The 25,896-nt window shown below is 73.6% G+C and carries 22 protein-coding genes and 1 tRNA gene; 15 read left to right on the top strand and 8 right to left on the bottom strand.

All coding sequences use genetic code 11. The features are described from left to right. Positions 1-117 precede the first annotated feature (117 nt). Positions 118-777, top strand: coding sequence for a hypothetical protein (locus QUV83_RS00400; protein ID WP_289561607.1), 660 nt, complete (start codon positions 118-120; stop codon positions 775-777). Continuing rightward, positions 777-1,949, top strand: coding sequence for a non-hydrolyzing UDP-N-acetylglucosamine 2-epimerase (gene wecB, locus QUV83_RS00395; RefSeq protein ID WP_289561606.1), 1,173 nt, complete (start codon positions 777-779; stop codon positions 1,947-1,949). The genes QUV83_RS00400 and wecB overlap by 1 nt, the downstream gene beginning before the upstream one ends. 56 nt (positions 1,950-2,005) lie before the next feature. Here wecB and wecC read toward each other — a convergent pair whose 3' ends face one another. Genes wecC through QUV83_RS00370 form a run of 5 tightly spaced genes read right to left on the bottom strand, consistent with a single transcriptional unit; the run spans position 2,006 to position 7,865 of the window. Beyond that, positions 2,006-3,268, bottom strand: a complete 1,263-nt coding sequence (gene wecC / locus QUV83_RS00390) for a UDP-N-acetyl-D-mannosamine dehydrogenase (RefSeq protein WP_289561605.1) — start codon at positions 3,266-3,268, stop codon at positions 2,006-2,008. Continuing rightward, positions 3,255-4,142, bottom strand: a complete 888-nt coding sequence (locus QUV83_RS00385) for a WecB/TagA/CpsF family glycosyltransferase (protein WP_289561604.1) — start codon at positions 4,140-4,142, stop codon at positions 3,255-3,257. The genes wecC and QUV83_RS00385 overlap by 14 nt, the downstream gene beginning before the upstream one ends. Beyond that, a complete protein-coding gene (locus tag QUV83_RS00380) occupies positions 4,139-5,416 on the bottom strand; it encodes a hypothetical protein (RefSeq protein ID WP_289561603.1) in 1,278 nt (425 codons plus the stop codon). The genes QUV83_RS00385 and QUV83_RS00380 overlap by 4 nt, the downstream gene beginning before the upstream one ends. Positions 5,417-5,469: 53 nt before the next feature. After that, the gene (locus QUV83_RS00375) at positions 5,470-6,495 is read right to left on the bottom strand and encodes a hypothetical protein (protein ID WP_289561602.1); all 1,026 of its coding nucleotides are present in this window, start codon (positions 6,493-6,495) and stop codon (positions 5,470-5,472) included. Further along, on the bottom strand, positions 6,492-7,865 hold the full coding sequence (locus tag QUV83_RS00370) for an MFS transporter (protein WP_289561601.1): 1,374 nt from the start codon (positions 7,863-7,865) through the stop codon (positions 6,492-6,494). The genes QUV83_RS00375 and QUV83_RS00370 overlap by 4 nt, the downstream gene beginning before the upstream one ends. Positions 7,866-8,263: 398 nt before the next feature. On the opposite strand from QUV83_RS00370, the gene mfd reads away from it, so the two are divergent. The 13 genes from mfd (at position 8,264) to QUV83_RS00305 (ending at position 23,729) form a co-directional block, all read left to right on the top strand. Beyond that, positions 8,264-11,911 carry a transcription-repair coupling factor gene (gene mfd / locus QUV83_RS00365; RefSeq protein ID WP_289561600.1) on the top strand — a complete coding sequence of 1,216 codons (3,648 nt, stop codon included), beginning with the start codon at positions 8,264-8,266 and terminating at the stop codon, positions 11,909-11,911. A 116-nt stretch (positions 11,912-12,027) separates the two neighbouring features. Beyond that, positions 12,028-12,540 (top strand): hypothetical protein, encoded by a 513-nt coding sequence (locus tag QUV83_RS00360; RefSeq protein WP_289561599.1) that lies wholly within the window; start codon positions 12,028-12,030, stop codon positions 12,538-12,540. Further along, complete coding sequence (locus QUV83_RS00355; protein WP_289561598.1) at positions 12,537-13,247, top strand: MazG family protein; 711 nt, start codon at positions 12,537-12,539, stop codon at positions 13,245-13,247. The genes QUV83_RS00360 and QUV83_RS00355 overlap by 4 nt, the downstream gene beginning before the upstream one ends. 132 nt (positions 13,248-13,379) lie before the next feature. Then, the gene (locus QUV83_RS00350; protein ID WP_289561597.1) at positions 13,380-14,930 is read left to right on the top strand and encodes a Re/Si-specific NAD(P)(+) transhydrogenase subunit alpha; all 1,551 of its coding nucleotides are present in this window, start codon (positions 13,380-13,382) and stop codon (positions 14,928-14,930) included. Further along, complete coding sequence (gene pntB / locus QUV83_RS00345) at positions 14,930-16,312, top strand: Re/Si-specific NAD(P)(+) transhydrogenase subunit beta (RefSeq protein WP_289561596.1); 1,383 nt, start codon at positions 14,930-14,932, stop codon at positions 16,310-16,312. Before QUV83_RS00350 ends, pntB begins: the two co-directional genes overlap by 1 nt. Before the next feature lie 196 nt (positions 16,313-16,508). Continuing rightward, positions 16,509-17,792 carry a phosphopyruvate hydratase gene (gene eno, locus QUV83_RS00340; protein ID WP_289561595.1) on the top strand — a complete coding sequence of 428 codons (1,284 nt, stop codon included), beginning with the start codon at positions 16,509-16,511 and terminating at the stop codon, positions 17,790-17,792. 291 nt (positions 17,793-18,083) lie between these two features. Continuing rightward, complete coding sequence (locus tag QUV83_RS00335) at positions 18,084-18,668, top strand: FtsB family cell division protein (RefSeq protein ID WP_289561594.1); 585 nt, start codon at positions 18,084-18,086, stop codon at positions 18,666-18,668. 119 nt (positions 18,669-18,787) lie between these two features. Beyond that, on the top strand, positions 18,788-19,306 hold the full coding sequence (locus QUV83_RS00330) for a DUF501 domain-containing protein (RefSeq protein ID WP_234346580.1): 519 nt from the start codon (positions 18,788-18,790) through the stop codon (positions 19,304-19,306). 43 nt (positions 19,307-19,349) lie between these two features. After that, positions 19,350-20,297 (top strand): Ppx/GppA phosphatase family protein, encoded by a 948-nt coding sequence (locus QUV83_RS00325; RefSeq protein ID WP_289561593.1) that lies wholly within the window; start codon positions 19,350-19,352, stop codon positions 20,295-20,297. 206 nt (positions 20,298-20,503) lie between these two features. After that, positions 20,504-20,833 (top strand): PadR family transcriptional regulator, encoded by a 330-nt coding sequence (locus QUV83_RS00320; protein ID WP_289561592.1) that lies wholly within the window; start codon positions 20,504-20,506, stop codon positions 20,831-20,833. Further along, positions 20,830-22,050, top strand: coding sequence for an HAAS signaling domain-containing protein (locus QUV83_RS00315; RefSeq protein ID WP_289561591.1), 1,221 nt, complete (start codon positions 20,830-20,832; stop codon positions 22,048-22,050). Before QUV83_RS00320 ends, QUV83_RS00315 begins: the two co-directional genes overlap by 4 nt. Positions 22,051-22,152: 102 nt before the next feature. Then, on the top strand, positions 22,153-23,583 hold the full coding sequence (locus tag QUV83_RS00310) for an NAD(P)/FAD-dependent oxidoreductase (protein ID WP_289561590.1): 1,431 nt from the start codon (positions 22,153-22,155) through the stop codon (positions 23,581-23,583). Positions 23,584-23,655: 72 nt separating this feature from the next. Further along, positions 23,656-23,729 (top strand) — tRNA-Leu (locus tag QUV83_RS00305). A gap of 12 nt (positions 23,730-23,741) precedes the next feature. Here the strand turns inward: QUV83_RS00305 and QUV83_RS00300 are convergent. From QUV83_RS00300 to QUV83_RS00290, 3 genes are all read right to left on the bottom strand, one after another. After that, positions 23,742-24,152, bottom strand: coding sequence for a PLD nuclease N-terminal domain-containing protein (locus QUV83_RS00300; RefSeq protein WP_289561589.1), 411 nt, complete (start codon positions 24,150-24,152; stop codon positions 23,742-23,744). A 99-nt stretch (positions 24,153-24,251) separates the two neighbouring features. Further along, a complete protein-coding gene (locus QUV83_RS00295) occupies positions 24,252-25,115 on the bottom strand; it encodes a siderophore-interacting protein (RefSeq protein ID WP_289561588.1) in 864 nt (287 codons plus the stop codon). Between the two features lie 90 nt (positions 25,116-25,205). Next, the gene (locus QUV83_RS00290) at positions 25,206-25,841 is read right to left on the bottom strand and encodes a response regulator (RefSeq protein ID WP_436231863.1); all 636 of its coding nucleotides are present in this window, start codon (positions 25,839-25,841) and stop codon (positions 25,206-25,208) included. Between the last annotated feature and the right edge of the window lie 55 nt (positions 25,842-25,896).

Below are 25,896 nucleotides of genomic sequence, written 5' to 3'. Positions count from 1 at the left end.
GGCAAAAGCCGCATACGTGCCATGGGCGCCGCACTCGCACTCTTCACCCACAAACGTGACCCTTACGGCCCATTATGTCCCCATATGCCTGGCAGGATGGCAGGCCTAGGGGGTGCCATGACTGTCATGGGGGTGCTGCTGGCCGCGCGCCGGCGCTGGTGGGTGGTGGTGGTCGGGCTGCTCGCCACCGCACTGGCCTGCGCGGCGGTGGGCCGGGCGCCGGGGTCGTACTGGACGCAGGTGGACGTGGTCTTCCTCGCGCCCGCGAGCGCCCGCTACCCGAACACCCTCGAGGTCACCTCGCAGAGCATCATCGCCACGGCCGGGATCGTCTCGCACCGGGTCGACGACGGCGCGGACGTCACCCAGCTCGCGTCGTCCGGCACGAGCCTGGTGGGGCTGGGCGTCCGCGAGGGGCAGGCCGTGCGGCTGCCGAACTCCGGCGGCCAATGGGCCGAGAACTTCGAGCGGCCGGTGCTCGACGTGCAGGTCGTCGGGCCCACCGCCGCGGAGGTCCAGCAGCGGGCCACCGCCCTGCTGGAGCGGATCGAGCAGGCCCTGGCCGAGCTCCAGGACGAGGCGGGCGTCGAGCCTGCCAGCCGGATCGTCATCGACCAGGCGCCGCGCGTCCCGGTGGTCCACCACATCGGCGCCCGGTCCACCCGGGCCACCGCCGTCGCGCTGGCCCTGGGGCTCCTGCTCACCCTCGCCGCAGTCCTCACCGCCGACAAGCGCCTCGGCGCCCGGCCCCGCGCCGACCTGATGGAGGCCTCCTGATGCGCACCGTCCTCGTCGTCTACGGCACACGCCCCGAGGCCATCAAGCTGGCGCCGGTCGTCGCGGGGCTGGCGGCCTCCGCGGGGCTGCGGCCCGTGGTGGTCGTGACCGGGCAGCACCGGGCGATGCTCGACCAGGTCAACAGCCTGTTCGGCATCACCCCGGCCCATGACCTGGACATCCTGCGCGAGCGGCAGGACCTCACCGGCGTCACCACCCGATCGCTGCAGGGGCTCGTGCGGGTGCTGGACGCCGAGCAGCCCGACCTCGTGGTGGTGCAAGGGGACACGACCACGAGTTTCGCGGCCGCCCTCGCCGCCTCCTACGCGCAGGCGCCCGTCGCCCACGTCGAGGCCGGGCTGCGCACCGGGGCGCGCTACGACCCGTTCCCCGAGGAGCTCAACCGGCGCCTGACGTCCGCGCTGACCACGCTGCACCTGGCCCCGACGCCCACCTCGCGGGAGAACCTGCTCGCGGAGGGCATCGACCCCGCCGAGGTGGTCGTCACCGGGAACACCGTGATCGACGCGCTGCTGGACGTGGTCTCCCGGGACCTCCCGTTGCAGGACCCGGCGCTGCGCCGCGTCGAGGGCGCCGAGCGCGTCGTGCTCGTCACCAGCCACCGGCGGGAGTCGTGGGGCGAGCCGATGGCGCGCACCGGGCGGGCGCTCGCGCGTCTGGCCAGGGCCTTTCCCGACGTGCTGTACGTGCTGCCCGCGCACCTCAACCCGGCGGTGCGCGAGGTGCTGCTGCCGCCGGTGCGGGGCCTGGCGAACGTGCTCGTCACCGAGCCCCTGGGCTACTCGGACATGGCGCGGCTGATGGCGGCCTCGACGCTCGTCGTCACGGACTCGGGGGGCGTGCAGGAGGAGGCGCCCAGTCTCGGCAAGCCGGTGCTGGTGCTGCGCGAGACCACCGAGCGGCCGGAGGCGGTGCTCGCCGGGACGGTCCGGCTGGTCGGCACCGACGAGGACGTCGTGGTCGAGGAGGTCACCCGGCTGCTCGTCGACCCGGACGCGCACGCGCAGATGGCGCATGCCGTGAACCCCTACGGCGACGGCCAGGCCGCGCGCCGGGTGGTCGGCGCCATCGAGCACCTGTTCGGCCTCGGGCCGCGCCCCACGGACTTCACGCCGGCCCCGGCGCGCGACCTGGCGGCCGAGCTCGCCTGAGCGGGCAGGCGGGCGGGTTGGCGAGCGGGCGGGCGGCCGGTGGGCCGCCCGCCCGGTCAGCGCCAGACGCCGCGCGTGTCGTAGACGACCTTGCCCTCGAGCCGCGATCGGCTCATCGAGCGGAACTGGTCGTGGTCGACGAGCAGCACCACGATGTCGGCGTCGTCGATCGCCTCGCCGGCGGATTGCAGGCGCACGCGCTCGCGGTGGGCGAGCTCGCGCGGCAGCGTCTCGGCGTACGGCTCCACGACCCGCAGGTCCAGATCGGGCAGGGCGTCCGCGATGGCCGCGACGACGTCCACCGCCGGGCTCTCGCGCAGGTCGTCGACATTGGCCTTGAAGGCCAGGCCCAGGCACACCACCGTCGGGTCGCGGAACCGGGCGGTCTTCGCGACCACCTGGGCCGCCACATGCTGCGGCTTGCCGTCGTTGACCTCCCGGGCGGCGCGGATCAGGGGGGTCAGGTGCGGGGCGGCGCCCACGATGAACCACGGGTCCACGGCGATGCAGTGCCCGCCCACGCCGGGCCCGGGGGACAGGATGTTCACCCGCGGGTGGTGGTTGGCCAGCCGGATGACCTCCCACACGTCCAGGCGCAGGTGCTCGCTCACCAGGGACAGCTCGTTGGCGAAGGCGATGTTCACGTCGCGGTACGCGTTCTCCACGAGCTTGGCCATCTCGGCGCTCGCCGCGTCCGTCCGCAGGATCGCGCCCTGCGCGAAGACCCGGTAGAGCGACTCGGCGCGGGCCGCGCAGCGCGGGGTGATGCCGCCGACCACCCGGTCGTTGGTGATCATCTCGATCATGATCCGGCCGGGCAGCACCCGCTCCGGGCAGTGCGCCACGTGCACGTCGGGCACGCCCTCGCCCTCATGCGGCAGCCGCAGGTCGGGGCGCAGCTCCGCGAGCCACCGGCTGACCAGCTCGGTGGTGCCGGGCGGGGAGGTGGACTCCAGCACCACGAGCTCCCCGCCGCGCAGCCGGGGTGCGATCTGCTCGACGGCGGCCCGCACGTAGGACAGGTCGGCGGTGCGGTCGGGGAGGAACGGGGTCGGCACCGCGATGATGAACGCGTCAGCGACGGGGGTTTCGGTGGTGGCCGTGAGCCGCCCGATGCCCACCGCGCCGCTCACCGCGACAGCCAGGTCGGGCTCGACGAACGGGACCTGGCCGTGCGCCACGGCCTTGACCGTGTCCTCGTTGACGTCCACGCCCACCACGTCGAGCCCGCGGGTCGCGAGCGCGACGGCTGTGGGCAAGCCGATGTAGCCCAGCCCGATCACGGCCACCCGGCCGCTGAACTGCTCATCCGTGGACATCGTTCCCCCTGCGTTCGAGTGCGGGAGCCGTGTGGCGCAGTGGCGCCGACGGCCGGACGAGCTCGCGCGCGACGAGCGCCACGAACCTCGTGTTGGTGACCAGGTACCGCTTCCACAGCCGGCGCGGCTCCTGGACCAGGCGGTACGCCCACTCCAGGCCGAGCCGCTGCCAGGCGCGGGGCGCCCGGCGGGTGCGCCCGGCGAGCACGTCGAAGGACCCGCCGACGCCGTGCAGCACCGAGACCCCGAGGCTCGGGCCGTGCGTGGCCAGGAAGACCTCTTTGTGCGGGGAGGTCATGCCCAGGAAGAGCATGTCGGCGCCGCTCGCGGCGATCTCCGCGGCGACGGCCCCGGACTCGGCGGCCGAGAAGTAGCCGTCCCGGCTGCCCACCACGCGCAGCCCGGGGAACCGGGCCTCGATGCGGGTCACGAGCTCGCGCAGCACCTCGGACCGGGCGCCGAGCAGGTACACGCCCCGGCCCTCGCGGTCGCCCAGGGCGAGCAGCTGCTCGAACAGGTCGATGCCGGCGACGCGCTCGGGCAGCCCGCGGCGCAACAGCCGGCTCGCCCACACCACCGACTGGCCGTCGGCCAGCAGCACGTCCGCCTCGAGCAGCGACTCGCGCAGCAGCGGGTCGCGCCGCAGGTTCACGACCTTCGCGGCGTTGACCACACCGATCAGCAGCCGCTCGCGCTCGCGCATCGCGTCGCCGCAGCGCTGCGCCACCTCGGCGAGGGTCAGGCCGTCGAGCCGCAGGCCGAACAGCAGGCGGCGGGGCCCGGCGGGCGCCCGGTCGAAGGAGCTGTCGAGGGCCTTGTCGAGGGGGTTGTCGTGCTCGACGGGCGTGCGGACGGAGGTCTCCGGCGTGGTCATCTCTGCTCCGGGCTCGGGGTGGCGGGGTCGGGAGTGCGCCAGGCGTAGACGAGCCAGCCCAGCTCGTAGGGCCGGCACTCGTGGTCCACGACCGACGGCGGCATCAGCCGCGCGAGGCCGGGCAGCCGCAGCCGCGGGGCGAAGGCTGTGGTGGCGGCGGCGATCTTGCGCATGGCCTTCGCGGGCTCGCGGCGCCCGACCTTGCGCCAGACGAGCGCGTGGCGCTCCGAGACCAGGTCCTCGAGCACCTCGGGGTGCGCGTCGAGCCAGTCGAGGCCGCGCTCCACCGCGTCCAGGTGGTCGTCGCCGCCGGCCTCGCGCAGGTCGAGCAGTGCCATCGGGCCCATGGCGTGCTGGTGGACGCTGTACACGGGGTACCCCTCGACGACGTCGCCGGCGCGCGCGTCGTAGTGCCACCACCATTGGCCGGCGTCGCCCTGCAGCGCGCAGATCCGCGCGGCGCAGCGGTTCGCCGCGGCGAGCGCCTCCTCGTCCGGCATCGCGGCCGCGAGCCGGGCCAGGGCCTGGATGGGGTACACCTGGTCCGCGAAGCAGCCGACGTGCGCTCGGAGCCGGCCCAGCGACTCGGCGGGCAACGCGTGCGGGAACAGTCCCTGCGGCCCCTGCGCGGCGAGCAGGCGCCCACGGGCCGCGACGCGGACGGCGGCGGCGACCGGATCGGGCCCGTGGCGCTCCACGGCGAGCGCGGCGGTGAGCATCCAGGCGGTGTCCACGGTGGGCAGCGGGGCGCCGTCGAGCAGGCCGCGCAGGCGTTCGACCAGGCGGCCCAGCCCGTCGGTGGGCCACACGCCACCGGCCTCGGCGCCCGCCCACGCGGCCAGGGCGACGGCCCCGGGGTCGGGGTGCGTGGCGGCGCGCTCGACGACCTGCGCCGCGAGCTCCGCGGCGGTGAGGCTGCCGTGGGCGGCCCGTTGCGCCGCCTCGGGCAGCCGGGCGAGGCCGAGCGCGACGATCGCGGCGTACCGCAGGTTCGACCCCTCGGCCCGCAGCGTGACCCCCGCGTCGCCGCGCACCGCGCGGACGGTCTGCGCGAAGAGCCCCGCGGCGCGAGGGGTCGCGGCTGCCGGCAAGCCGCGCACGGCGAGCGCGACCAGGTCGTCCACGCGCGCCCGCCGTGCGGCCGTCATCGCAGAGGCGCGGTCGCGGGGCGCCGCCCCCTGCGCGGCGCCCCCCGACGTCGCGTCCTCTGCGGTGAGGGTCTGTGGCCCGTCGCCGGACTGTGCCCGCTCCGTGCTGCTCGGTGCCTGCGTCATGTTGGTCCTCTCGTGTCGCCGCCGGATCGGGTGGTGCTCGGAGCCCACCCGGGTCAGCCGTCTTGGACGACGGCGGGGGACCAGGCCTGCGGGATCAGCACGCGCGCCGCGGCGTCGGGCCGCGCGGGGATCGCCCACACGTCGGTGACGCCCACGTCGTCGTCGCGGGGCATGCCGTACAGCAGGGTGTCGTCGTCCAGCCACTCGACCTGGTCGTCCACGTCGCGCTCCTCGGCGAGCACCGTCTCGGCGTCCGTCGCCAGGTCGAGCACCGCGATCGCCCAGTAGGGCGTGCCCCCCTCGCCGACATCCCGTTTGAAGGCCACGCGCGTCCCGTCGGGGGAGAGCGACGGGCACTCGACGTTCTCGCGCAGCGCCTCGAGCGTGCGCGCGGACAGGCTGCCCCGCACCAGCCAGGTGGCGCCCGCCGACGCGGACGCGGCCGTCGCGTAGAAGGCGTCGTCGTCGACGAACGTGACGCCCCAGATGTTGCGGTCGAGCGCGGTGAACGGCTCGCCGCCCACCGTCAGGGCGAACTCCTCGAGGTTCCCGAAGCTCGAGCCGTCCGCCCGGTGCACGACGGTCTCGGTGGAGAAGCCGACGGAGGCGTAGGAGTGCCCAGTGACGAAGGACGTGCTGGACAGCAGTGTCGCGTCGGCGGACAGGCGGGTGCGGCTCGGCAGCCCCGGCAGCGGCCACGTCTGCACCGTCTGCCACTCCGCGTCGAGCAGGCGCGCCTCGTAGCGGGTGACGACGCCGCGCAGGGTGCGCAGGCAGGACGCGGCGTCGGACGTCGCGTCGACCCGGTCGCAGGCGACGTCGGTGAAGGCGCGCGGCCCGTCAGGCGCATCGAGGGGGACGGCGGCCACGAGCCCGTACTCGTCGCCCGGCGCGGTGCTGCGGAACACGATGTGCGGGCCCTGTCGCACCTGGGCCAAGTCGGCCTGCGCGACTGCCGGCGCGGCGGCGGTGCGGGCCTGCGCGGCGCCGCGCTGCATCGCGATGTGCGTGACGACCCCGCCGGCCACGACGACGCCGAGCGCGGCGATGATGGCCACTCGGGCCCCCGGGCGCCTCATGAGCGCCCCAGCGGGAGGGCGACGTCGGACGGCGCGCGGTCGACGGGGCGCAGCGCCCACCAGCACACCGGCAGCACCGCCACGAGCAGCCCGGCGATGGCGAGCATCGCCGGGCCCCGGCCCACGGTGTGCCACAGCAGCCCGAAGCCGATCGAGGCGAGCATCCGGGCCACGGCGACCACCGTCTGCGCCGAGGCGATGGCGGTGGCGCGCGCGTCCGGGTCGACGAGCCGCCCGGCGATGGCCGCGAGCACACCGTCGGTCGCGGCGTAGAAGACGCCGATCAGCACCAGGGCCGCGACGGTGGCGCCAGCCCACCCGGTCTGCAGCCCCGCGCACAGGTAGGCGCCGACGAGCGCCACGTGCCCCGCGACGAGCACCCGGCCCCGGCCTGCCCGGTCCGCGAGCCGGCCGACGGGGATGGCCAGGAGCAGGTAGACGATGTTCGACCCCACGTACAGCAGGGGGAACCACGTCGTCGCGAAGCCGTCCCTGGTCTGCAGCGCGAGGTACACGAAGCCGTCGCCGACGGTCAGCAGGCCGAGCGCCCCTGCGACGAGCAGCAGGCGGCGCAGCCGGGGGTCGGCGAGGTGGCGCAGCACCACGGGCGCCGTCACAGGACGCGACGCGACGGCGGTGGCCCCGCCAGCGCCGGTCTCGCCAGCGCCCGTCCTGCCAGAGCCGGTCCCGTCAGCGGCCGCAGCCGCGGCGGCCCGCTCGCGGTCCCGCCGCGGGCGCGCGTCCGGCGCCAGCAGCCCCAGCACCGCCACGCCCAGCACCGCGCAGCCGAGGGAGAGGACGAAGACCGAGCGGTACCCGTCGGGCACGGCCCACAGGATGAGGAAGGCCAGCAGCGGCCCGAGCGCGGCGCCGATGGTGTCGAGCATGCGGTGCACGCCGAACGCCCGCGCCACGTGGTCGGGGTCGGCCGCCGCCGAGATCATGGCGTCGCGCGGGGCGGTGCGGATGCCCTTGCCGACGCGGTCCACGGCGACCAGCGCCGTCACGGCGGCGAAGCCGGTGGCGAGGAGCAGCCCGCCGCGGGTGAGGGCGGAGAGCCCGTAGCCGGTGAGCGCGACCCACTTGGGCCGGTCGCCGCGATCCGCGGCCCAGCCGCCGCCGACGCGCACGAGGGCGCTCATGCCCTGCAGCAGGCCGTCGACGATCCCGTAGGCGATCGTCGACAGGCCCAGGGCGGCGGTGAGGTAGATGGGCAGCACCGCGGCCACAGCCTCGGAGGAGATGTCGGTGAGCAGGCTGACCACGCCGAGGGTCACCACCACGGAGGGCACGCGCCCACGGCCGGCAGAGGCCCGCGCCGCCGGCCCGAGGGGCGCCCGTGCGGGGCGGTCGCGGAGCGTCACATACACGTCAGGCTCCCACCGGGGCGAGTTCGGGGGCGCCCTCCATGCGCTGGGCCACACGGAGGCGGGGCGGCAGGTCCATCGGTCACCTTGCTGAGTCGAGCTCCGTGGGCGGGCGGCGTCCAAAGCGGGGCGAAAGGGGCGAAGCGGGCGTAGGTCACGGTAGCGCTCGCGCGGCCTTCGGTGTCCGATCTATCCGAATCGTGATGTTTTTTCACCCAGTGGGCCCCGACCGCCCACCACGTCCGAGTCTTCGGCAGAGCAGCCCGGCCGTCAGACCGCGCACGTAAGATGACGCCCGCACCCCGTGTCCCCCCGGATCCGGGGTTCTCGTGCTGCCGTGCCCCTCGCCCGGCCGCCCTCCGCCACCGCGGACGGGCCCCGGGCAAGGCCCGAAGGGAACCATGGACCTCACCGGAATCCTGCCCGCCGTCCTCGCCGACCCCGCAGCCGCCCGAGCCCTCGAACTGGCGCCCGCGCGCGGCGAGGTGGACATCGTCGGCCCCGCCGGCATCCGGCCCCCGCTGCTCGCCGCGCTCGCGGGCGCGCACCAGCCAGGCGACGCCCCGCGGGCCGCTCGGCCCCGTCCGCTCGTGGTGGTCACCGCCACCGGGCGCGAGGCTGACGAGCTGGCCGCCGCGCTGCGCTGCTACTTGCCCGACGACGACGTCGCGGTGCTGCCCGCCTGGGAGACGCTGCCCCATGAGCGGCTCTCCCCGCGCAGCGACACCGTCGCCCGGCGGCTCGCGGTGTTCCGCCGCCTGGCCCACCCGAGCGTCGAGCTGGGCCTCGCCGGGCCCATCCGCGTGCTGGTCATGCCGGTCCGCGCGATGCTGCAGCCGGTGGTCGCGGGCCTCGGCGAGCTCGAGCCCGTCTCACTGGCCGTGGGCGACCGCGTCGACCTGGCCGATGTCGCCGACCGGCTCGTCGCCGCGGCCTACCAGCGCGTGGACATGGTGGAGAAGCGCGGGGAGTTCGCCGTGCGCGGCGGCATCCTCGACGTGTTCCCGCCCACCGAGGACCACCCGCTGCGCATCGAGTTCTGGGGCGAGGACGTCGAGGAGATCCGTTGGTTCTCGGTGGCGGACCAGCGCAGCCTCGAGGTCGCCTCGCATGGCGTGTGGGCGCCGCCCTGCCGGGAGATCCTGCTGACCGACGAGGTGCGGCAGCGCGCCGCGTCGCTGGTCGACGAGCTCCCGGCCGCCGCGGAGATGCTCGACAAGCTCGCGTCCGGCATCGCCGTCGAGGGCATGGAGTCCCTCGCGCCGGTGCTCGTCGACGAGATGGTCCCCGTGCTCGACCTGGTGCCCGACGACTCGCTGCTCGTCCTCGCCGACCCCGAGCGGGTGCGCCGCCGCGCGCACGACCTGGCGGCCACCACTGACGAGTTCCTCGCCGCCGCGTGGACGTCGGCGGCCGCGGGCGCCCAGACGCCCCTCGACCTGTCCGCCGCGTCGTTCGCCACGTTCGCCGAGGTGCGCGCCCTGGCGGCCGTGCGCGGGCTCGGCTGGTGGGCGCTCAGCCCGTTCACGCTCGACGTCGACGCCACTGGCGGCGCCGAGCCCGGCAGCACGCCGTTCGTGGACCCCGACGCGGGGGAGACGCTGGTCGTCGCCGCCCGCGAGGTGGAGCGGTACCGGGGCGACGTGGCCCGAGCCGTGGCGCATCTGCGCGAGCACCAGCAGGCTGGCTGGCGCGTCGTGCTCGCCACCGAGGGGCATGGCCCCGCCCAGCGCATGACCGAGCAGCTCCGCGCCGCGGACGTGCCCGCGCGCCTGGTGCCGCAGATCACCGAGGAGGCCGAGCCCGGCGTCGTGCTCGTCGTGCCCGCCCCGGTGGGCCCCGGGTTCGTCTTCGAGGGGCTCGGCCTGGCCGTGCTCTCCGAGTCCGACCTGACGGGCCGCGCCGGCTCCTCCACCCGCGACATGCGCCGGATGCCGAGCCGCCGTCGCAACACCGTCGACCCGCTGCAGCTGCGGCCGGGCGACTTCGTGGTGCATGAGCAGCACGGCGTCGGGCGCTTCGTGGAGCTCGTGCAGCGCACCATCGGCTCCGGCGCCAGTGCCGCGACCCGCGAGTACATGGTGGTGGAGTACGCCGCGAGCAAGCGCGGCCAGCCGGGCGACCGGTTGTTCGTGCCCACCGACCAGCTCGACCAGGTGACCAAGTACGTGGGCGGCGAGTCGCCGAGCCTGAGCAAGATGGGCGGCGGCGACTGGGCCAAGACCAAGAGCCGCGCGCGCAAGGCCGTCAAGGAGATCGCCGCCGAGCTGATCCGCCTCTACGCGGCGCGGATGGCGACGTCGGGGCACCAGTTCGGCCCCGACACCCCGTGGCAGCGCGAGCTGGAGGACGCTTTCGCGTACGTCGAGACCCCCGACCAGCTCGTCACCATCGACGAGGTCAAGGCCGACATGGAGAAGCCCGTCCCGATGGACCGGCTGGTCTGCGGGGACGTCGGCTACGGCAAGACGGAGATCGCGGTGCGCGCGGCGTTCAAGGCCGTGCAGGACGGCAAGCAGGTCGCCGTGCTGGTGCCGACCACCCTGCTGGTGCAGCAGCACCTCGACACCTTCCTGGAGCGGTACGCGCCGTTCCCGGTGACGGTCAAGGCGCTGTCCCGGTTCCAGTCGGCCGCCGAGAGCAAGGCGGTCGTCGAGGGGCTCAGGGACGGCTCCGTGGACGTGGTCATCGGCACCCACCGGCTCATCACCGGCGAGGTCCGCTTCAAGGACCTCGGCCTGGTGATCGTCGACGAGGAGCAGCGCTTCGGCGTCGAGCACAAGGAGACCCTCAAGGCCCTGCGCACCAACGTGGACGTGCTCGCGATGAGCGCGACCCCGATCCCGCGCACGCTCGAGATGGCCGTGACGGGCATCCGCGAGATGTCCACCCTGGCGACCCCGCCCGAGGAGCGGCACCCGGTGCTGACCTTCGTCGGGCCGTATGAGGAGAAGCAGATCTCCGCGGCGATCCGGCGCGAGCTGCTCCGCGAGGGCCAGGTCTTCTACGTGCACAACAAGGTCGACTCGATCGAGCGGACGGCCTCGCGGCTGGCCGAGCTCGTGCCCGAGGCCCGCATCGCCGTGGCCCACGGCAAGATGAACGAGAACCAGCTCGAGCAGGTGATCGTCGACTTCTGGGAGAAGAAGTTCGACGTGCTGGTCTGCACCACGATCGTCGAGACGGGCCTGGACATCTCCAACGCCAACACCCTGATCCTGGAGCGCGCGGACCTGCTGGGCCTGTCCCAGCTCCACCAGCTCCGCGGGCGCGTGGGCCGTGGCCGGGAGCGGGCCTACGCCTACTTCCTCTACCCGCCCGAGCGCCCGCTCACCGAGACCGCCCACGACCGGCTCCAGACCATCGCGGCCAACACCGACCTGGGCGCCGGCATGGCCGTGGCCATGAAGGACCTGGAGATCCGCGGCGCGGGGAACCTGCTGGGCGGCGAGCAGTCCGGGCACATCGAGGGCGTCGGCTTCGACCTGTACATCCGCATGGTCGGCGAGGCCGTCGCGTCCTACCGGGGCGAGGCCGAGGAGGAGGCTCCGGACGTCACCATCGAGCTGCCCGTCGACGCGCACATCCCGCACGACTACATCGCGCATGAGCGGCTGCGGCTCGAGGCGTACCGCAAGATCGCCTCGGCCACCGACTCCGCGCAGCTCGGGGAGGTCCGCGCCGAGCTCGTGGACCGCTACGGGCCGGTGCCCGACGCGGTGGCCAACCTCTTCGAGGTGGCGGACTTCCGCACCCACGCGCGCGCCGCGGGGCTCGCGGACATCACCGCGCAGGGCAAGTTCGTGCGGTTCGCGCCCGTCGACCTGCCCGAGTCGGCGCAGCTCCGGCTCAAGCGGCTCTACCCGGGCACTGTGCTCAAGCCCGCGGTGCGCACCATCCTCGTGCCGTTCCCGACGACCGCGCGGATCGGCGGGCGCCCGCTGCACGGCGGCGAGGTGCTCGCCTGGGCGCGGCAGCTCATCGACGCCGTGATCAGTGGCGACGTGTCCGCGGCCGCGCAGGTCGGCACCGGCTCGGCGGGACGATGAGCTGGACGGCCGCGGCGCCCGCAGCGCCTACGATGGGCCGATCCGCAGGTGCGACGACGCAGGAGGTCCCCACAGTGACGGCGAAGAATTCCCGGTCGGTCAGGCCGCGTCGAGCAGTGGCGGCAGCCGCTGGGCTCGCCGTCGCGGGCCTGCTCGCCGCGTGCAGCGGCCAGCCCGGCGCCGCCGCCATCGTGGATGGCGAGGAGATCAGCGCGGCCGAGCTCCAGGACGCGGTCGCCGAGATCGGGCCGTTCCTCCAGGGCTCGTCGCCGCTCACGGTGCTGAACGTGCTGGTGCAGACCCCCGCCGTCGACCGCGTCGCGGCCGAGAACGGCGTCGCGGTGTCCGATGAGGACGCCGACGCGCTGCTCGCCCAGCTCGCCGAGCAGTCCGGCTCGACGGACACGACGTTCGGCAAGGGCTCCCGGGCGGTGGCGCGGTTCTCCCTGGAGATCACCGCGCTCCAGACGCTGCCGAACGCCGAGGAGGCGTTCACGCAGCTCACCGAGGAGGTCGCCGACGCGGACATCGAGGTCAGCCCCCGATACGCCGAGCTGGTGGGCGACAACGAGATCGTCGCCCCCGTCCGCGACTGGCTCGTGGCGGCCGGGGACTCGTCCGGCGGATGAGCCCGACCCCGGCAGGTCGTGACGCGGGGGAGTCTGGAGCGGGCTTGCGCGAGCTGGTCGAGGTGATGGACCGGCTGCGCTCGCCCGGCGGGTGCCCGTGGGACGCCGAGCAGACGCATCTCTCGCTCGTGCCGTATGCCCTCGAGGAGGCCCACGAGGTCGCCGAGGCCATCGAGCAGGGCGACCGCGCCGGGATGCGCGAGGAGCTGGGCGACCTGCTGCTGCAGGTCGTCTTCCACGCGCGGATCGCGCAGGAGGACCCGGACGACCCGTTCGACGTCGACGACGTCGCGCGCGGCATCACCGCCAAGCTGGTCCGGCGCCACCCGCACGTCTTCGCCGACGCCTCGGAGGTCGGCAGCCTTGAGGACCTGCACGTCCAGTGGGACCGGATCAAGGCCGAGGAGAAGCGGCGCGGCTCGGTGCTGGACGGCATCCCGGCGACGCTGGGGGCTGTGGCCCGCGCGCAGAAGGTCGTGTCCCGCGCGCGGCGCTCCGGGCACGGTGGCCGGGCGCCGGGCGCCCCGGCGGGCGCGGACACGGCGCCGGATCCCGCGAGCCTGGGCGAGCGCATGCTGGCGCTGGTCGCCGAGGCGCAGTCCGCGGGTGTCGACGCCGAGCAGGAGCTCCGGGCGGCGACGCGGGGACTGGAGTCCCGGGTTCGCGCCGCTGAGGCCTCGGCGCAGGCCGAGAATCCTCATTCCTGAGCCAGAACGTCTCAACAGATGGGCAATGTCCCGCGGATCAGGTCGAAGGTCCGGGGTGGGTGGAAGTCACCCTCACAACAATGAGTGGCGGTTGCCTGACGGCACGCTGTGGATCAGAGGAAGGGCCAGAAGATGAGGATCGGCGTCCCGCGCGAGCAACGCCCGGGCGAGCGGCTGGTGGCCGCGACGCCCAAGACAGTCGCGCAGCTCGTCAAGCTCGGCTATGACGTGGTGGTCGAGTCGGGGGCGGGCGCCGCGGCGAACTTCCCCGACGTGGCCTACGAGGACGCCGGCGCGAGCATCGGCAGCGCGTCCGACGTCTGGGCCAGCGACATCGTCACCTCGGTGGAGGCTCCCGCCGACGCGCAGATCGAGGCGCTGCAGCCTGGCGCCACCGTCGTGTCGATGATGGCCCCCGCCACGCACCCCGAGCTGCTGGACGCCCTGGCCGCGCGGGGCGTGAACGCCCTCGCCCTCGACGCCGTGCCGCGCATCTCCCGCGCGCAGGCCCTCGACGTGCTCTCGACGCTGTCCAACGTGGCCGGCTACCGCGCCGTCATCGAGGCCGCCGAGGAGTACGGCGGCATGTTCTCCGGCCAGGTCACCGCCGCCGGCAAGACGCCGCCCGCGCACGTGTTCGTCATCGGCGCCGGGGTCGCTGGCCTCGCCGCGATCGGCGCCGCGGGCAGCCTCGGCGCCCAGGTGCGGGCGTTCGACGTCCGCCCCGAGGTCGGCGAGCAGATCGAGTCGATGGGCGCGCAGTTCGTCCAGGCGCAGACCGCCCAGCAGGAGGTCAGCTCCGACGGCTACGCGAGCGCCCTGACCGCCGAGCAGGAGGAGCTCACGGCGCGCATGTACGCCGAGGAGACCCGCCAGGCGGACATCGTCATCACCACCGCGCTGGTGCGCGGCCAGGCCCCCACCACGATCACCGCCGAGATGGTCGCCGCGATGCGGCCCGGCTCGGTCATCGTGGACCTCGCGGCCTCCGGCGGCGGCAACTGCGAGCTCACCGTCCCCGGCGAGCGCGTGGTGACCGAGAACGGCGTGGTCATCCTCGGCTACACCGACCTCACCAGCCGCATGCCGCAGCACACCTCGCAGCTCTTCGGCACGAACATCGTGCACCTCATGGCGCTGCTCACCCCCGAGAAGGACGGCCAGCTGGTCCTCGACCTCGAGGACGTCGTCCAGCGCGGCATGACGGTGGTCGGCGCCGGCGAGGTGCTGTGGCCGCCGCCGCCCGTGCAGGTCTCGGCGGCGCCCGCCGCGCAGTCGGAGGCGGCGCCCGTCGCCGTCGTCGACCCGGCGGAGGCCGCCCGCGCCGCGCAGGTGCGCGGCCAGCGGCGGATGGCGATGGCCGGGCTGGGCGCCGTGCTGCTCGCCCTCGCGCTGATGTTCGTCCCCGCGGCGTTCCTCGGGCACTTCACGGTGTTCGTCCTCGCGGTGGTCATCGGCTACTACGTCATCTCGAACGTGAGCCACTCGTTGCACACGCCGCTGATGGCACAGACCAATGCGATCTCCGGGATCATCCTCGTCGGCGCGCTGCTGCAGATCGGCTCGGAGAGCTGGATCGTCTCGACGCTGGCGTTCATCGCCGCGGCCGTGGCCAGCATCAACATCTTCGGTGGGTTCCTGGTCGCGTACCGCATGATCGGCATGTTCAGGAAGGACGCCTGATGTTGACGTCGCTCGCCCAGGCCGTGTACCTCATCGCGGCCGTCCTGTTCGTGCTGTCCCTCGCGGGACTCTCCAAGCCTGAGTCCGCCCGGCGCGGCAACGTGCTCGGCATGGTCGGCATGGGCCTGGCCCTGTTCGCCACGGTCCTGCTCGCCGCGCAGAACTCCGAGCGGCCCGTCTACGTGACGCTGATGCTCATCGCCCTGGTGTTCCTCATCGGCGCCACGATCGGCACCTGGCAGGCCCGCAAGGTCGAGATGACGCAGATGCCCGAGATGATCGCGATGCTGCACAGCTTCGTGGGCCTCGCGGCGGTGCTCGTCGGCTTCAACTCCTACCTGACGGAGGCGCCCGACACGGTGCACCTCGTCGAGGTGTTCCTCGGCGTGTTCATCGGCGCCGTGACGTTCACCGGCTCGATCGTGGCGTACCTGAAGCTCGCCGCGAAGATCTCCTCGGCGCCGCTGATGATCCCGGGCCGCAACTGGCTGAACCTGGGCGCCGTGGTCGCCTCGCTCGGCTTGATGGGCTGGTTCATCGCGGACGCCGCCCTCATGCCGCTGATCGCCATGACGGTGATCGCGCTGCTCGTCGGGTGGCACCTGGTGGCCTCCATCGGCGGCGGCGACATGCCGGTGGTCGTCTCGATGCTCAACTCGTACTCCGGGTGGGCTGCCGCCGCTGCCGGCTTCATGCTGAGCAACGACCTGCTGATCGTCGTCGGCGCCCTCGTGGGCTCCTCCGGCGCGATCCTCAGCTGGATCATGTGCAAGGCGATGAACCGCTCGTTCATCTCGGTGATCCTCGGCGGCTTCGGCGCCGAGGGCGGCACGGTCGTGGCCTCCGACACGGACTACGGCGAGCACCGCGAGGTGAGCGCCGCCGACGTCGCGGACATGCTGAAGAACGCCCGCTCGGTCATCGTGACCCCCGGCTACGGCATGGCTGTGGCCAAGGCGCAGTACCCGGTGGCCGACCTGGTCCAGCGGCTGCGCGGGCAGGGCGTGAACGTGCGGTTCGGGGTGCACCCCGTCGCCGGGCGCCTGCCGGGCCACATGAACGTGCTGCTGGCCGAGGCCAAGGTGCCGTACGACATCGTCCTCGAGATGGACGAGATCAACGACGACTTCGCGGACACCGACGTCGTGCTGGTGATCGGCGCCAACGACACCGTGAACCCCGCCGCGCTGGAGGACCCGGGCTCGCCGATCGCCGGCATGCCGGTGCTCGAGGTGTGGGGCTCGCGCCAGGTGATCGTGTTCAAGCGGTCGATGGCCACCGGCTACGCGGGCGTGCAGAACCCGCTGTTCTTCCGGGAGAACACGGCGATGCTCTTCGGCGACGCGAAGTCCCAGGTGGAGAACATCATCCAGGCGTTCTGACCGTTCTGACAGGCGCCCGCGCCGCTCCGGGGCACACCCGGGCGGGCGGGCGCTCGTCATGTCCGCGTGCTCTGACCTGCGGTTCGGCCGGATAGTCGAGCCTCGCGGTTGTCCAGCGGCCGAAGGTCCCGCCGCGCCGCGTGGCGCACGCCACTAGGCTGAGGTCGCAACCCCACCTTTCGTCGAAGGAGCCACCATGGCCAGCATTGAGGCCGTCGGAGCCCGGGAGATCCTGGACTCGCGCGGAAACCCCACCGTGGAGGTCGAGGTCGCTCTCGACGACGGCACCATCGCCCGCGCCGGAGTGCCCTCGGGCGCGTCCACCGGTGCGTTCGAGGCCGTCGAGCGTCGTGACGGCGACAAGGGCCGTTACCTGGGCAAGGGCGTCGAGGACGCCGTCAACGCGGTGATCGACGAGATCGCCCCTGAGATCATCGGCTTCGAGGCATCCGAGCAGCGCCTGGTGGACCAGGCCCTGATCGACCTCGACGGCACGCCCAACAAGGGCAAGCTCGGCGCGAACGCCATCCTCGGCGTCTCGCTCGCCGTCGCGAAGGCCGCTGCCGACTCGGCCGACCTTCCGCTGTTCCGCTACGTCGGCGGCCCGAACGCGCACATCCTGCCCGTTCCGATGATGAACATCCTCAACGGTGGGTCGCACGCCGACTCCAACGTCGACATCCAGGAGTTCATGGTCGCCCCCATCGGCGCCACCACGTTCCGTGAGGCGCTGCGCACCGGCGCCGAGGTCTACCACTCGCTGAAGTCCGTGCTGAAGAGCAAGGGCCTGAGCACCGGCCTGGGCGACGAGGGCGGCTTCGCCCCCAACCTGGGCAGCAACCGCGAGGCGCTCGACCTGATCCTCGTCGCGATCGAGAAGGCCGGCTTCGTGCCCGGCAAGGACCTCGGCCTGGCGCTCGACGTGGCCGCGACCGAGTTCTTCAAGGACGGCGCGTACCAGTTCGAGGGTCGCGCGTTCACGCCGGCCGAGATGATCGAGTACTACGAGGGCCTCGTCCGCGACTACCCGCTGGTCTCCATCGAGGACCCGCTGTCCGAGGACGAGTGGGACTCCTGGGCCGCGCTCATGGGCGCCGTGGGCGACCGCGTGCAGATCGTCGGCGACGACCTGTTCGTCACCAACCCGGTCCGCCTGGCCAAGGGCATCGAGCTCAAGGCCGCGAACTCGCTGCTGGTCAAGCTCAACCAGATCGGCACGCTCACCGAGACGCTCGACGCTGTCGAGATGGCGCAGCGCAACGGCTTCACCACGATGACCTCGCACCGCTCCGGCGAGACCGAGGACACCACCATCGCCGACCTGTCCGTCGCGACCAACGCCGGCCAGATCAAGACGGGCGCCCCTGCCCGTGGCGAGCGCATCAACAAGTACAACCAGCTGCTCCGCATCGAGGAGGAGCTGGACGACGCCGGCCGTTACGCCGGCGTCAGCGCCTTCCCGCGTTGGAAGCAGGCCTGATCGGGGCGTAGTCCCCGCAGCGCCCGGAGGCCGGTGACCCGTGAGGGTCGCCGGCCTCCGGTGCGTCCTGGCCCACCGCGCGGCTCGTCGAGCCCAGGCGGGGCCAGAGTGGGGAGCAGTCGTGAAGGTCCCGGTCGGAGGGCGACGCGGCCAGCCCTCCTGCGCGCCAATCCGTGATGCGAGGGGCACAATCAACGCGTGCCCTCCGCCCGCCGCCCCGCCTCCCCACGCCAGGGGGCCGCTGGGGCGCGCCAGGGCGGCGGTGGACCGCGCACGGGGAGCACGCCGCGCGTGAGCGGGGGCCGGGGCGGGGCCGCGCGCGCCGGATCGACCCCTCGTGTCTCGGCCACCCGGCCGGCGTCGGCGCGACCCGCCGCACGGGCCTCCGGCGGCACGCCCGCGCGCGGGGTGCCCCGCGCCGAGCAGGTGCAGACGCGCGTCCCACGGCTGTTCACCGTGCGGGTCATGGTGCTCGGCGTCGTGACGATGATCGCGTTCGTGCTCGTCTTCCCGACGCTCCGCAGCTACCTGGCGCAGCGGGTGGAGCTGGAGCAGCTCACCGCGCAGGCGGAGGCGGCACGGGCGCGCAACGACGACCTGAACGCCGCCGTCGACAGGTGGTCGGATGACGCGTACGTGATCGCGCAGGCCCGGGCGCGCCTCGGCTACGTGCTGCCGGGGGAGACGGCGTACCGGGTCGCCGACCCGGAGAACGCCCCGGCGTCGACCGACGCGCCGGCCGTCGGGCCGATGGCCGGCGCCGAGCAGCAGGACCTGCGGCTGCCGTGGTACGCGACGGTGTGGGAGTCGGTGCGGCTGGCCGGCGAGGCGGAGCTCGCCCCGCCCGAGGGAGCCGAGGAGCCCGCCGCCCCCTGACCGGGCTGCGCCGCGAGTGGGCCCGGCGCCCGCGGTCCCATCTGGCTGAGCGAGAATGTGTGCCGGTCCGGCATGCGCCGGATGACGACCACAGTGAGCTGACCTGGAACGGACGTGCAGTGAGCGAGATCCCCCTGGCGAGGACCGATGACGCGGTCGTGACGGATGGCGACCTGGAGGTGCTCGCCGAGCAGCTCGGCCGTCCCCCGCGCGGGGTGGTGGCGGTGGCGGCGCGGTGCGTGTGCGGCCGGCCGCTGGTGGTGCGCACGGCGCCGCGCCTGGACGACGGCACCCCGTTCCCGACGACGTTCTACCTGACGTGCCCTCCTGCTGTGGCGGCCGTCAGCACGCTGGAGGCCAGCGGGTTGATGAAGGAGCTCACCGCGCGCCTGCAGGAGGACGAGGAGCTCGCGGCCGCGTACCAGCGCGCGCATGTGGCGTATCTCGCACAGCGCGAGGAGCTGGGGCATGTGGAGGAGATCGCGGGGATCTCCGCGGGCGGGATGCCGACTCGGGTGAAGTGCCTGCATGTGCTGGTGGGGCATGCCCTGGCCTCGGGTCCCGGGGTCAACCCGGTGGGCGACGAGACGCTCGCGCTGCTGCGGGATGTGTGGCGCCCGGACCGCTGCAGCTGCTGACGGGCGGCCGATCCGCGCACGCGGGAATGGGAGGATGTCGGCCATGACGCGTGTGGCTGCCATCGACTGCGGGACGAACTCGATCCGACTCCTCGTGGCGGACGTCGACCCCGTCGCCGGGACGCTGGTCGACCTCGACCGCCGCATGGAGGTAGTCCGCCTGGGGCAGGGCGTGGACCGCACCGGCCGCATCGCGCCGGAGGCCCTCGAGCGCACGCTGGACGCCGCGGCCCGCTACTCAAAGGTCTGCGGCGACCTGGGCGTCGAGCGCATCCGCTTCGTGGCCACCAGCGCGTCGCGGGACGCCGAGAACCGCGCCGACTTCGTGGACGGCGTGCGCGCCGCCCTGGGCGTCGAGCCCGAGGTCATCGGCGGGCAGGAGGAGGCGACGCTGTCCTTCCGCGGCGCCACCGGGGTGCTGGCCGCCCGCCGGCCCGGGCCGTTCCTGGTAGTCGACCTCGGTGGCGGGTCCACGGAGGTGGTCATCGGCACGACAGCCCCGGACGCCGCGTTCTCGATGGACGTGGGCTGCGTGCGCCTCACCGAGCGGCACCTGCTGACCGACCCGCCGACGGCGTCGCAGATGGCCGCGGCGCATGCCGATGTCGCGGCGGCGCTCGACGAGGCGGCGCTGACCGTGCCGTTCGGCGACACGGTGACGCTGGTGGGCCTCGCGGGCTCGGTGACCACCGTCACGGCGCATGCGCTGGGCCTCGCGGCCTACGACCCGCAGCGCATCGACGGCGCCGCGCTGCCCGTGGACACGGTGCTCGCGGCCTGCGACGACCTGCTCGCCCGGGACCGTGAGTCGCGTGCCGCGCTGGGCTTCATGCACCCGGGGCGCGTCGACGTGATCGCCGCCGGGGCGCTGGTGTGGCATGACGTCGTGGCGCGCGTGCGGGACGCCGTGCGGGCCCAGGGCCGTGAGCTCGCCGAGGTCGTCACTTCCGAGCACGACATCCTCGACGGGATCGCCTGGAGCATCGCCTGACGCGACGGGCCTCCGCCCGCCCGTCGGCGCCCCCGCGCCCGGCTTGACGACGCCTAGACAGGCGTCGTCGCTGCTGCGCCCGAATGGGTGAAACACCTCGCGTGGTAGCCCACTGTGCCCGGTACCGCGCGATCCGTAGTACCGTGCGTGTCGCGGGAGCCCGCGGAGGGGCGGGCTCCCGCGACACCAATCGCCAGGAGGCACTCATGGACACCACCCAGTTGTTGAAGGGGGTCCTCGACGTCGCGGTCCTCGCGGTGGTCGCCGAGGAGGACGGCTACGGCTACGACGTCCTGCGGCGGCTGCGGGCCGGGGGGCTCGAGCAGGTCGGCGACGCGTCGGTGTACGGCACGCTGCGCCGGCTGTACTCGTCCGGGGCGCTCACGTCCTACGTCGTGCCCAGCGACGAGGGGCCGCACCGCAAGTACTACGGCATTAACGCGCAGGGCCGGGCGATGCTCGAGGCGCAGCGCAAGGATTGGTTCGAGTTCGCAGGCACCATGGCGCGCCTGCTGGAGACGGAGACTGCCCGATGAGCAGCACGCACGCAGGCCCCGGCGTCATCACCGACGCCCACACCTACGCCGCCGAGGTGCGCCGCCACCTCGTGGGGCTCACCCCCGAGCAGGTCGACGACCTCACCGACGGGCTCGAGGCCGACCTGGGCGAGGCCCTCGCCGACGCGCCCGGCACCGGCGACCTGGTCGCCAGGTTCGGCGAGCCCCGCGCGTACGCCGCCGAGCTCCGCGCTGCCGCCGGGCTGCCGGACGGCGCCGTCGCGCCGCGGCGCCGCAGGGGGTTCTGGCCGTGGCTCACCCTGCCGATCCGCTCCGCCTATGAGGCGTGCGTGGAGGGCTTCGACGTGCTGCGGTCGCAGACCTGGTGGCCGCCGGTGGGCGAGCTCCTCACGGTGCTGCTGCCCGTCGCGTGGGTGCTGCGCGGGTGGATGGCGTACCAGCTCGTGTTCGCGGTGTTCGGCGCGCCGTTGGGCCTGCGCATGACCTGGGCGCCGTTCGGCAATCCGCTGCTCTTCGTGCTCATGCTCGCCGCCATCCTGCTGAGCGTGCAGTGGGGGCGCGGACTCTGGGTCCCGACCGGCCGGCTGCGGCGGTTGCCGAGGGTCATGACTGTGGCCGCGCTGGTCGCCGCCCTGCCCGTCGTGGCGAGCCTCTCGACGCACGACGTCGAGTACCGCTACGAGACAGTCGTCGAGTACGCGGACGCCCCTGCCGTCGGGGACGGCGTGGTGGTGGGCGGCATGGCGGTGAGCAACCTCTACGTGTACGACGCGGAGGGCAACCCGCTCGACGACGTGCAGATCTACGACGACCGCGGCCGGCCCGTGCAGACGATGGTCGACAACGGCTTCGGCGTCTGGAACCTCTACGGGGTCGACGAGCCGTGGCGGTTCACGTCAGTGGAGGACGAGGACGGGCGCACCCGCTGGAACGTCTACCCGCAGCGCGGCGCGCCCATGAGCGACTTCGGTGACGACACCGATGCCGAGGGGCGTCCCACGCTCGTGCCAGGCTCGATGCTGCGCGTCCCGCCGCGCCCGTTCGCCAAGGCCCCGGCGCTCGCCTCGACCGTGACCGTCGAGGAGCAGGCGCCCGGTGACGCTGCCACCAACGGCGCCCCGTCCGACACGGCGACCGACGCCGCCACACCCGACCCTGGCACGCCAGACCCGGCCACGACCCCGGCGGAGGGCGGTGTGCCCGCGCCCGCCGGCCCAGCGCCCGCAGCGCCGTGACCGCCGCGCGGCCGCCGCGCGCTGAGAGCGTGGCGGCCACGTGTGCGCGGGATCACGTCGGATCCGGTTTTTCCCTGTCCGGGCGGGGTTTAACCTCGAATCATGCCTCAGGTTGCCACCCCCGTTGATGCTGCCCGCGCACAGGCTCCCGCGCCCCGTCCCCGCAAGGTCCCGCGCATCGTGATCCTGGGCGGCGGCACCGTCGGCCTCTACTCGGCGCGGCGCCTGCGCAAGCGCCTGGGCCGGCGCGAGGCGGCCATCGTGGTCGTCGACCCGCGCCCGTACATGACGTACCAGCCGTTCCTGCCCGAGGCCGCCGCCGGGTCCATCGACCCGCGCCACATCGTGGCCCCGCACCGCCGTGCCCTCAAGGGCGTGGACGTGCTGCAGGGCAAGGTCGGCGAGATCAAGCACGGCGACCGCACCGTGCAGATCATCCCCGAGGAGGGCGAGCCGTACTGGATCACCTACGACCACCTGGTCGTGGGCCTCGGCTCCGTCGCCCGCACGCTGCCCATCCCGGGGCTGGCGGAGCAGGGCATCGGCTTCAAGAACGTCGAAGAGGCCATCGCGGTGCGCAACCACGTGCTGGACCGCATCGACGTGGCCGCCTCCACGTGGGACCCGGAACTGCGCCGCCGCATGCTCACCTTCACGTTCGTGGGCGGCGGGTTCGCCGGCGTCGAGGCGCTCGGCGAGGTCGAGGACATGGCCCGCGCCACGGTGCGCTACTACAAGCAGATCGAGCAGTCCGAGCTGCGCTTCGTGCTCGTCGAGGGCTCGCAGCGCATCCTGCCCGAGGTCAGCGACGAGCTGGGCGGGTACACCCTCGAGCAACTGCGCAAGCGGGACATCGAGATCCACCTGTCCACGTTCCTCAACTCCTGCGTCGACGGCCACGTCGTGCTCTCCAACGGGCTCGAGTTCGACAGCGACACCATCGTGTGGACGGCCGGCGTCAAGGCCAACCCGGTGCTGCAGGACTCCGACCTGCCGCTCGACAAGCTCGGCCGCGTGACCTGCTCCGCGACCCTCCAGGTCGTCGACGCCGACGGCGCCGTGGTGCCCGACGCGTACTCCGCCGGCGACTGCGCAGCCGTGCCCGACCTGTACAACCCGGGCAAGTTCTGCCCGCCGAACGCCCAGCACGCCCTGCGCCAGGCCAAGCGCCTCGGCGACAACCTGGCGAACGTGCTCCGCAGCGCGGAGCCCACGCCGTACAAGCACAAGAACGTCGGCGCCGTCGCGTCGCTCGGCATGTACAAGGGCGTCGCGCAGATGTTCGGCCGCATCAAGGTCCGCGGCTTCCTCGCCTGGGTGCTGCACCGCACGTACCACGTCTTCGCGATGCCGACCTTCAACCGCAAGGTCCGCATCATGGCCGGCTGGACGGGCTCGCTGCTGCTCCGCCGCGAGGTCGTCTCGCTGGGCTCGCTGCACGACCCGCGCGCCGAGTTCCGCGCCGCGTCGGTCCCGCCGAAGCCCCGCCCGGCCGAGCCGGCAGCCGAGGCGACGACGAGCGTCGGCGTCTGACCGGCCTGCGGGCCCGCCGCTAGCCGGTGGGGCGACGGGCGCCAGCACCACCTCCTGGCAGGATGTGGGCTGGCCCCCGTAGCCCAACCGGCAGAGGCAACCGGCTTAAACCCGGTCCAGTGCGGGTTCGAAACCCGCCGGGGGCACAGGCGTGCGGCTCAGGCGCCCGGCCGCGGCGCGTCGTCGTCGTCGGCCTCCTGGCGCTTGAGCCGTTCCTCGCGCTCCCGCAGCCGCGCCTCCCAGTCGCCCAGCATCTTCTCGTGCTCGGTGTTCGAGCGGCGCAGCCCGGCGAGGAACTCGGGGTCGTCATCTGGGGCGACGGGTCGTGGACGCTCGTACTCGGGGAAGCCGGCGGTGGTCGTCGAGGGCCACGGCGCGCGGCCGCGGGGCGCCCGCTCCGGCCTGCCCGCGACGAGCCACGCCACCCCGCCGATGACCGGCACGAACACGATGAGCATGACCCAGACGATCTTGGGCAGGTTCCGGATGCGGTCGGAGTCGGACTGGATGCAGTCGATCAGGCAGTAGACGAGGATCGCGACCTGGACCAGCACCAGCAGGTTGCGCATGACTCTCCTTGTGACGAGGGCCGGCCTCCTCGGCCGGCATGCCTCCCGGAACCCTAGGGGAGCGGGGCGTCGGTCGTCTCGAGAATCGAAGCGGTTCGCTCAGTCGAGCCCGGCGGCCTGCTCGTCAGCCTCGATGGCGCCGATCCACGCCTTCTTGGCCGCCCGCCACGCCTCGTCGTCCGCGCCCAGGCGCCAGTACCCGGAGATGGACAGCCGGTCCCGGGCGATCCCCCGCTCGGCGCGCAGGTGGTGGCGCAGCTCCTTGATGGTGCCCGCCTCGCCGTGCACGAAGGCGTGCGCGACGCCGTCCGGCCACGGCAGGTCCCGCACGGCCTCGACGAGCGCGAGCCCCACGACGCCGTGGCCGCGGCGCACCCACTGCACCCGCACGCCCTCGGGCGCGGTGAGGGGGACCTCCTCCTCGGTGTCGTGCACCTCGATGAGGGCGTGCCCCCGCGCGTCCTGCCCCAGGCGCTCCAGAGCCACGGCGATGGCCGGCAGCGCGCTGGTGTCGCCGATCAGCAGGTGCCAGTCGGCGTCGGCGGCCGGGGAGTAGGCGCCGCCGGGCCCGACGACGAGGATCTCGTCACCCGGCTCGGCGGTGGCCGCCCAAGGGCCCGCGATGCCGTCCTCGCCGTGCACCACCACGTCGATGACGAGCTCGAGCGCCTGCGGGTCGAAGGATCGCACCGTGTAGCTGCGCAGCCGGGGCTGCTGGTCGGCGGGCAGCGCCGCGCGCACCGCGTCGAGGTCCACCCGGCCATCGGGCGCCAGCGGCAGCTCGGCGGGGGCCGAGGGCAGGAACACGAGCTTGACGTAGGAGTCGGCGTGCTCGGACGGGGTGAACGAGGCCATCCCGGGGCCGCCCAGCACGAGGCGCACCAACGTGGGGGTGAGCCGTTCGGCGCGCAGCACTGTGGCGCGCAGGGCGGTCGGTCGGGGGCGTGCGGCGGGGGCCGACATGTCTCACTCGTCTCAGCAGGGGAGGCTGGTGGGCCACTTGAGACTAGGCGGACTCGCTGTGGCGTGCCTCAGGCGCCCACCCCCGGACGCTCAGCGGCCGACCAGGCCCGTCTCGTAGGCGAGCACGACGGCCTGCACCCGGTCCCGCACCTGGAGCTTGGCGAGGATCCGCCCGACGTGCGTCTTCACCGTCGCCTCGGAGAGGAACAGCCGCTCGGCGATCTCCGCGTTGGACATGCCCTCGGCGACGGTGCGCAGCACCTCGGCCTCGCGGCTGGTGAGCTGGGACAGGCGCGGGTCGGCCGCCGCCGCCGCGCCATCCGCCGTGCGACCGTCGGGCAGCCGGTCGGAGAACATCTCGAGCATGCGGCGGGTGACGCGCGGCGACACGACGGCGTCGCCGGTGGCCACAGCGCGGATCGCGGCGACGAGCTCGGCCGGGCGGGCGTCCTTCAACAGGAACCCGCTGGCGCCGGCCCGCAGCGCGGCGAATGCGTACTCGTCGAGGTCGAACGTCGTGAGGATCAGCACCCGCACGCCCGTGCCCGCCGCGACGACCTGCTCGGTGGCCTCGATGCCGTTCATGCCAGGCATCCGGACGTCCATCAGCACCACGTCGGGCCGCAGCACCGCCGCCTGCCGCACCGCGCTGGCGCCGTCCCCGGCCTCGCCGACCACCTCGATGCCGTCCTCGGCCTCGAGCACCAGTCGGAAGCCCATGCGCATCAGCGCCTGGTCGTCGACGAGCAGCACTCGCACCGGCTCCTGGGTCTGGCCGTGT

This window comes from Cellulomonas cellasea, from assembly GCF_030372105.1.
Lineage (GTDB): Bacteria > Actinomycetota > Actinomycetes > Actinomycetales > Cellulomonadaceae > Cellulomonas_A > Cellulomonas_A cellasea_A.
Note: the sequence above shows the minus strand (reverse complement) of the source record. Positions and strands in the feature narration are given on the sequence as shown.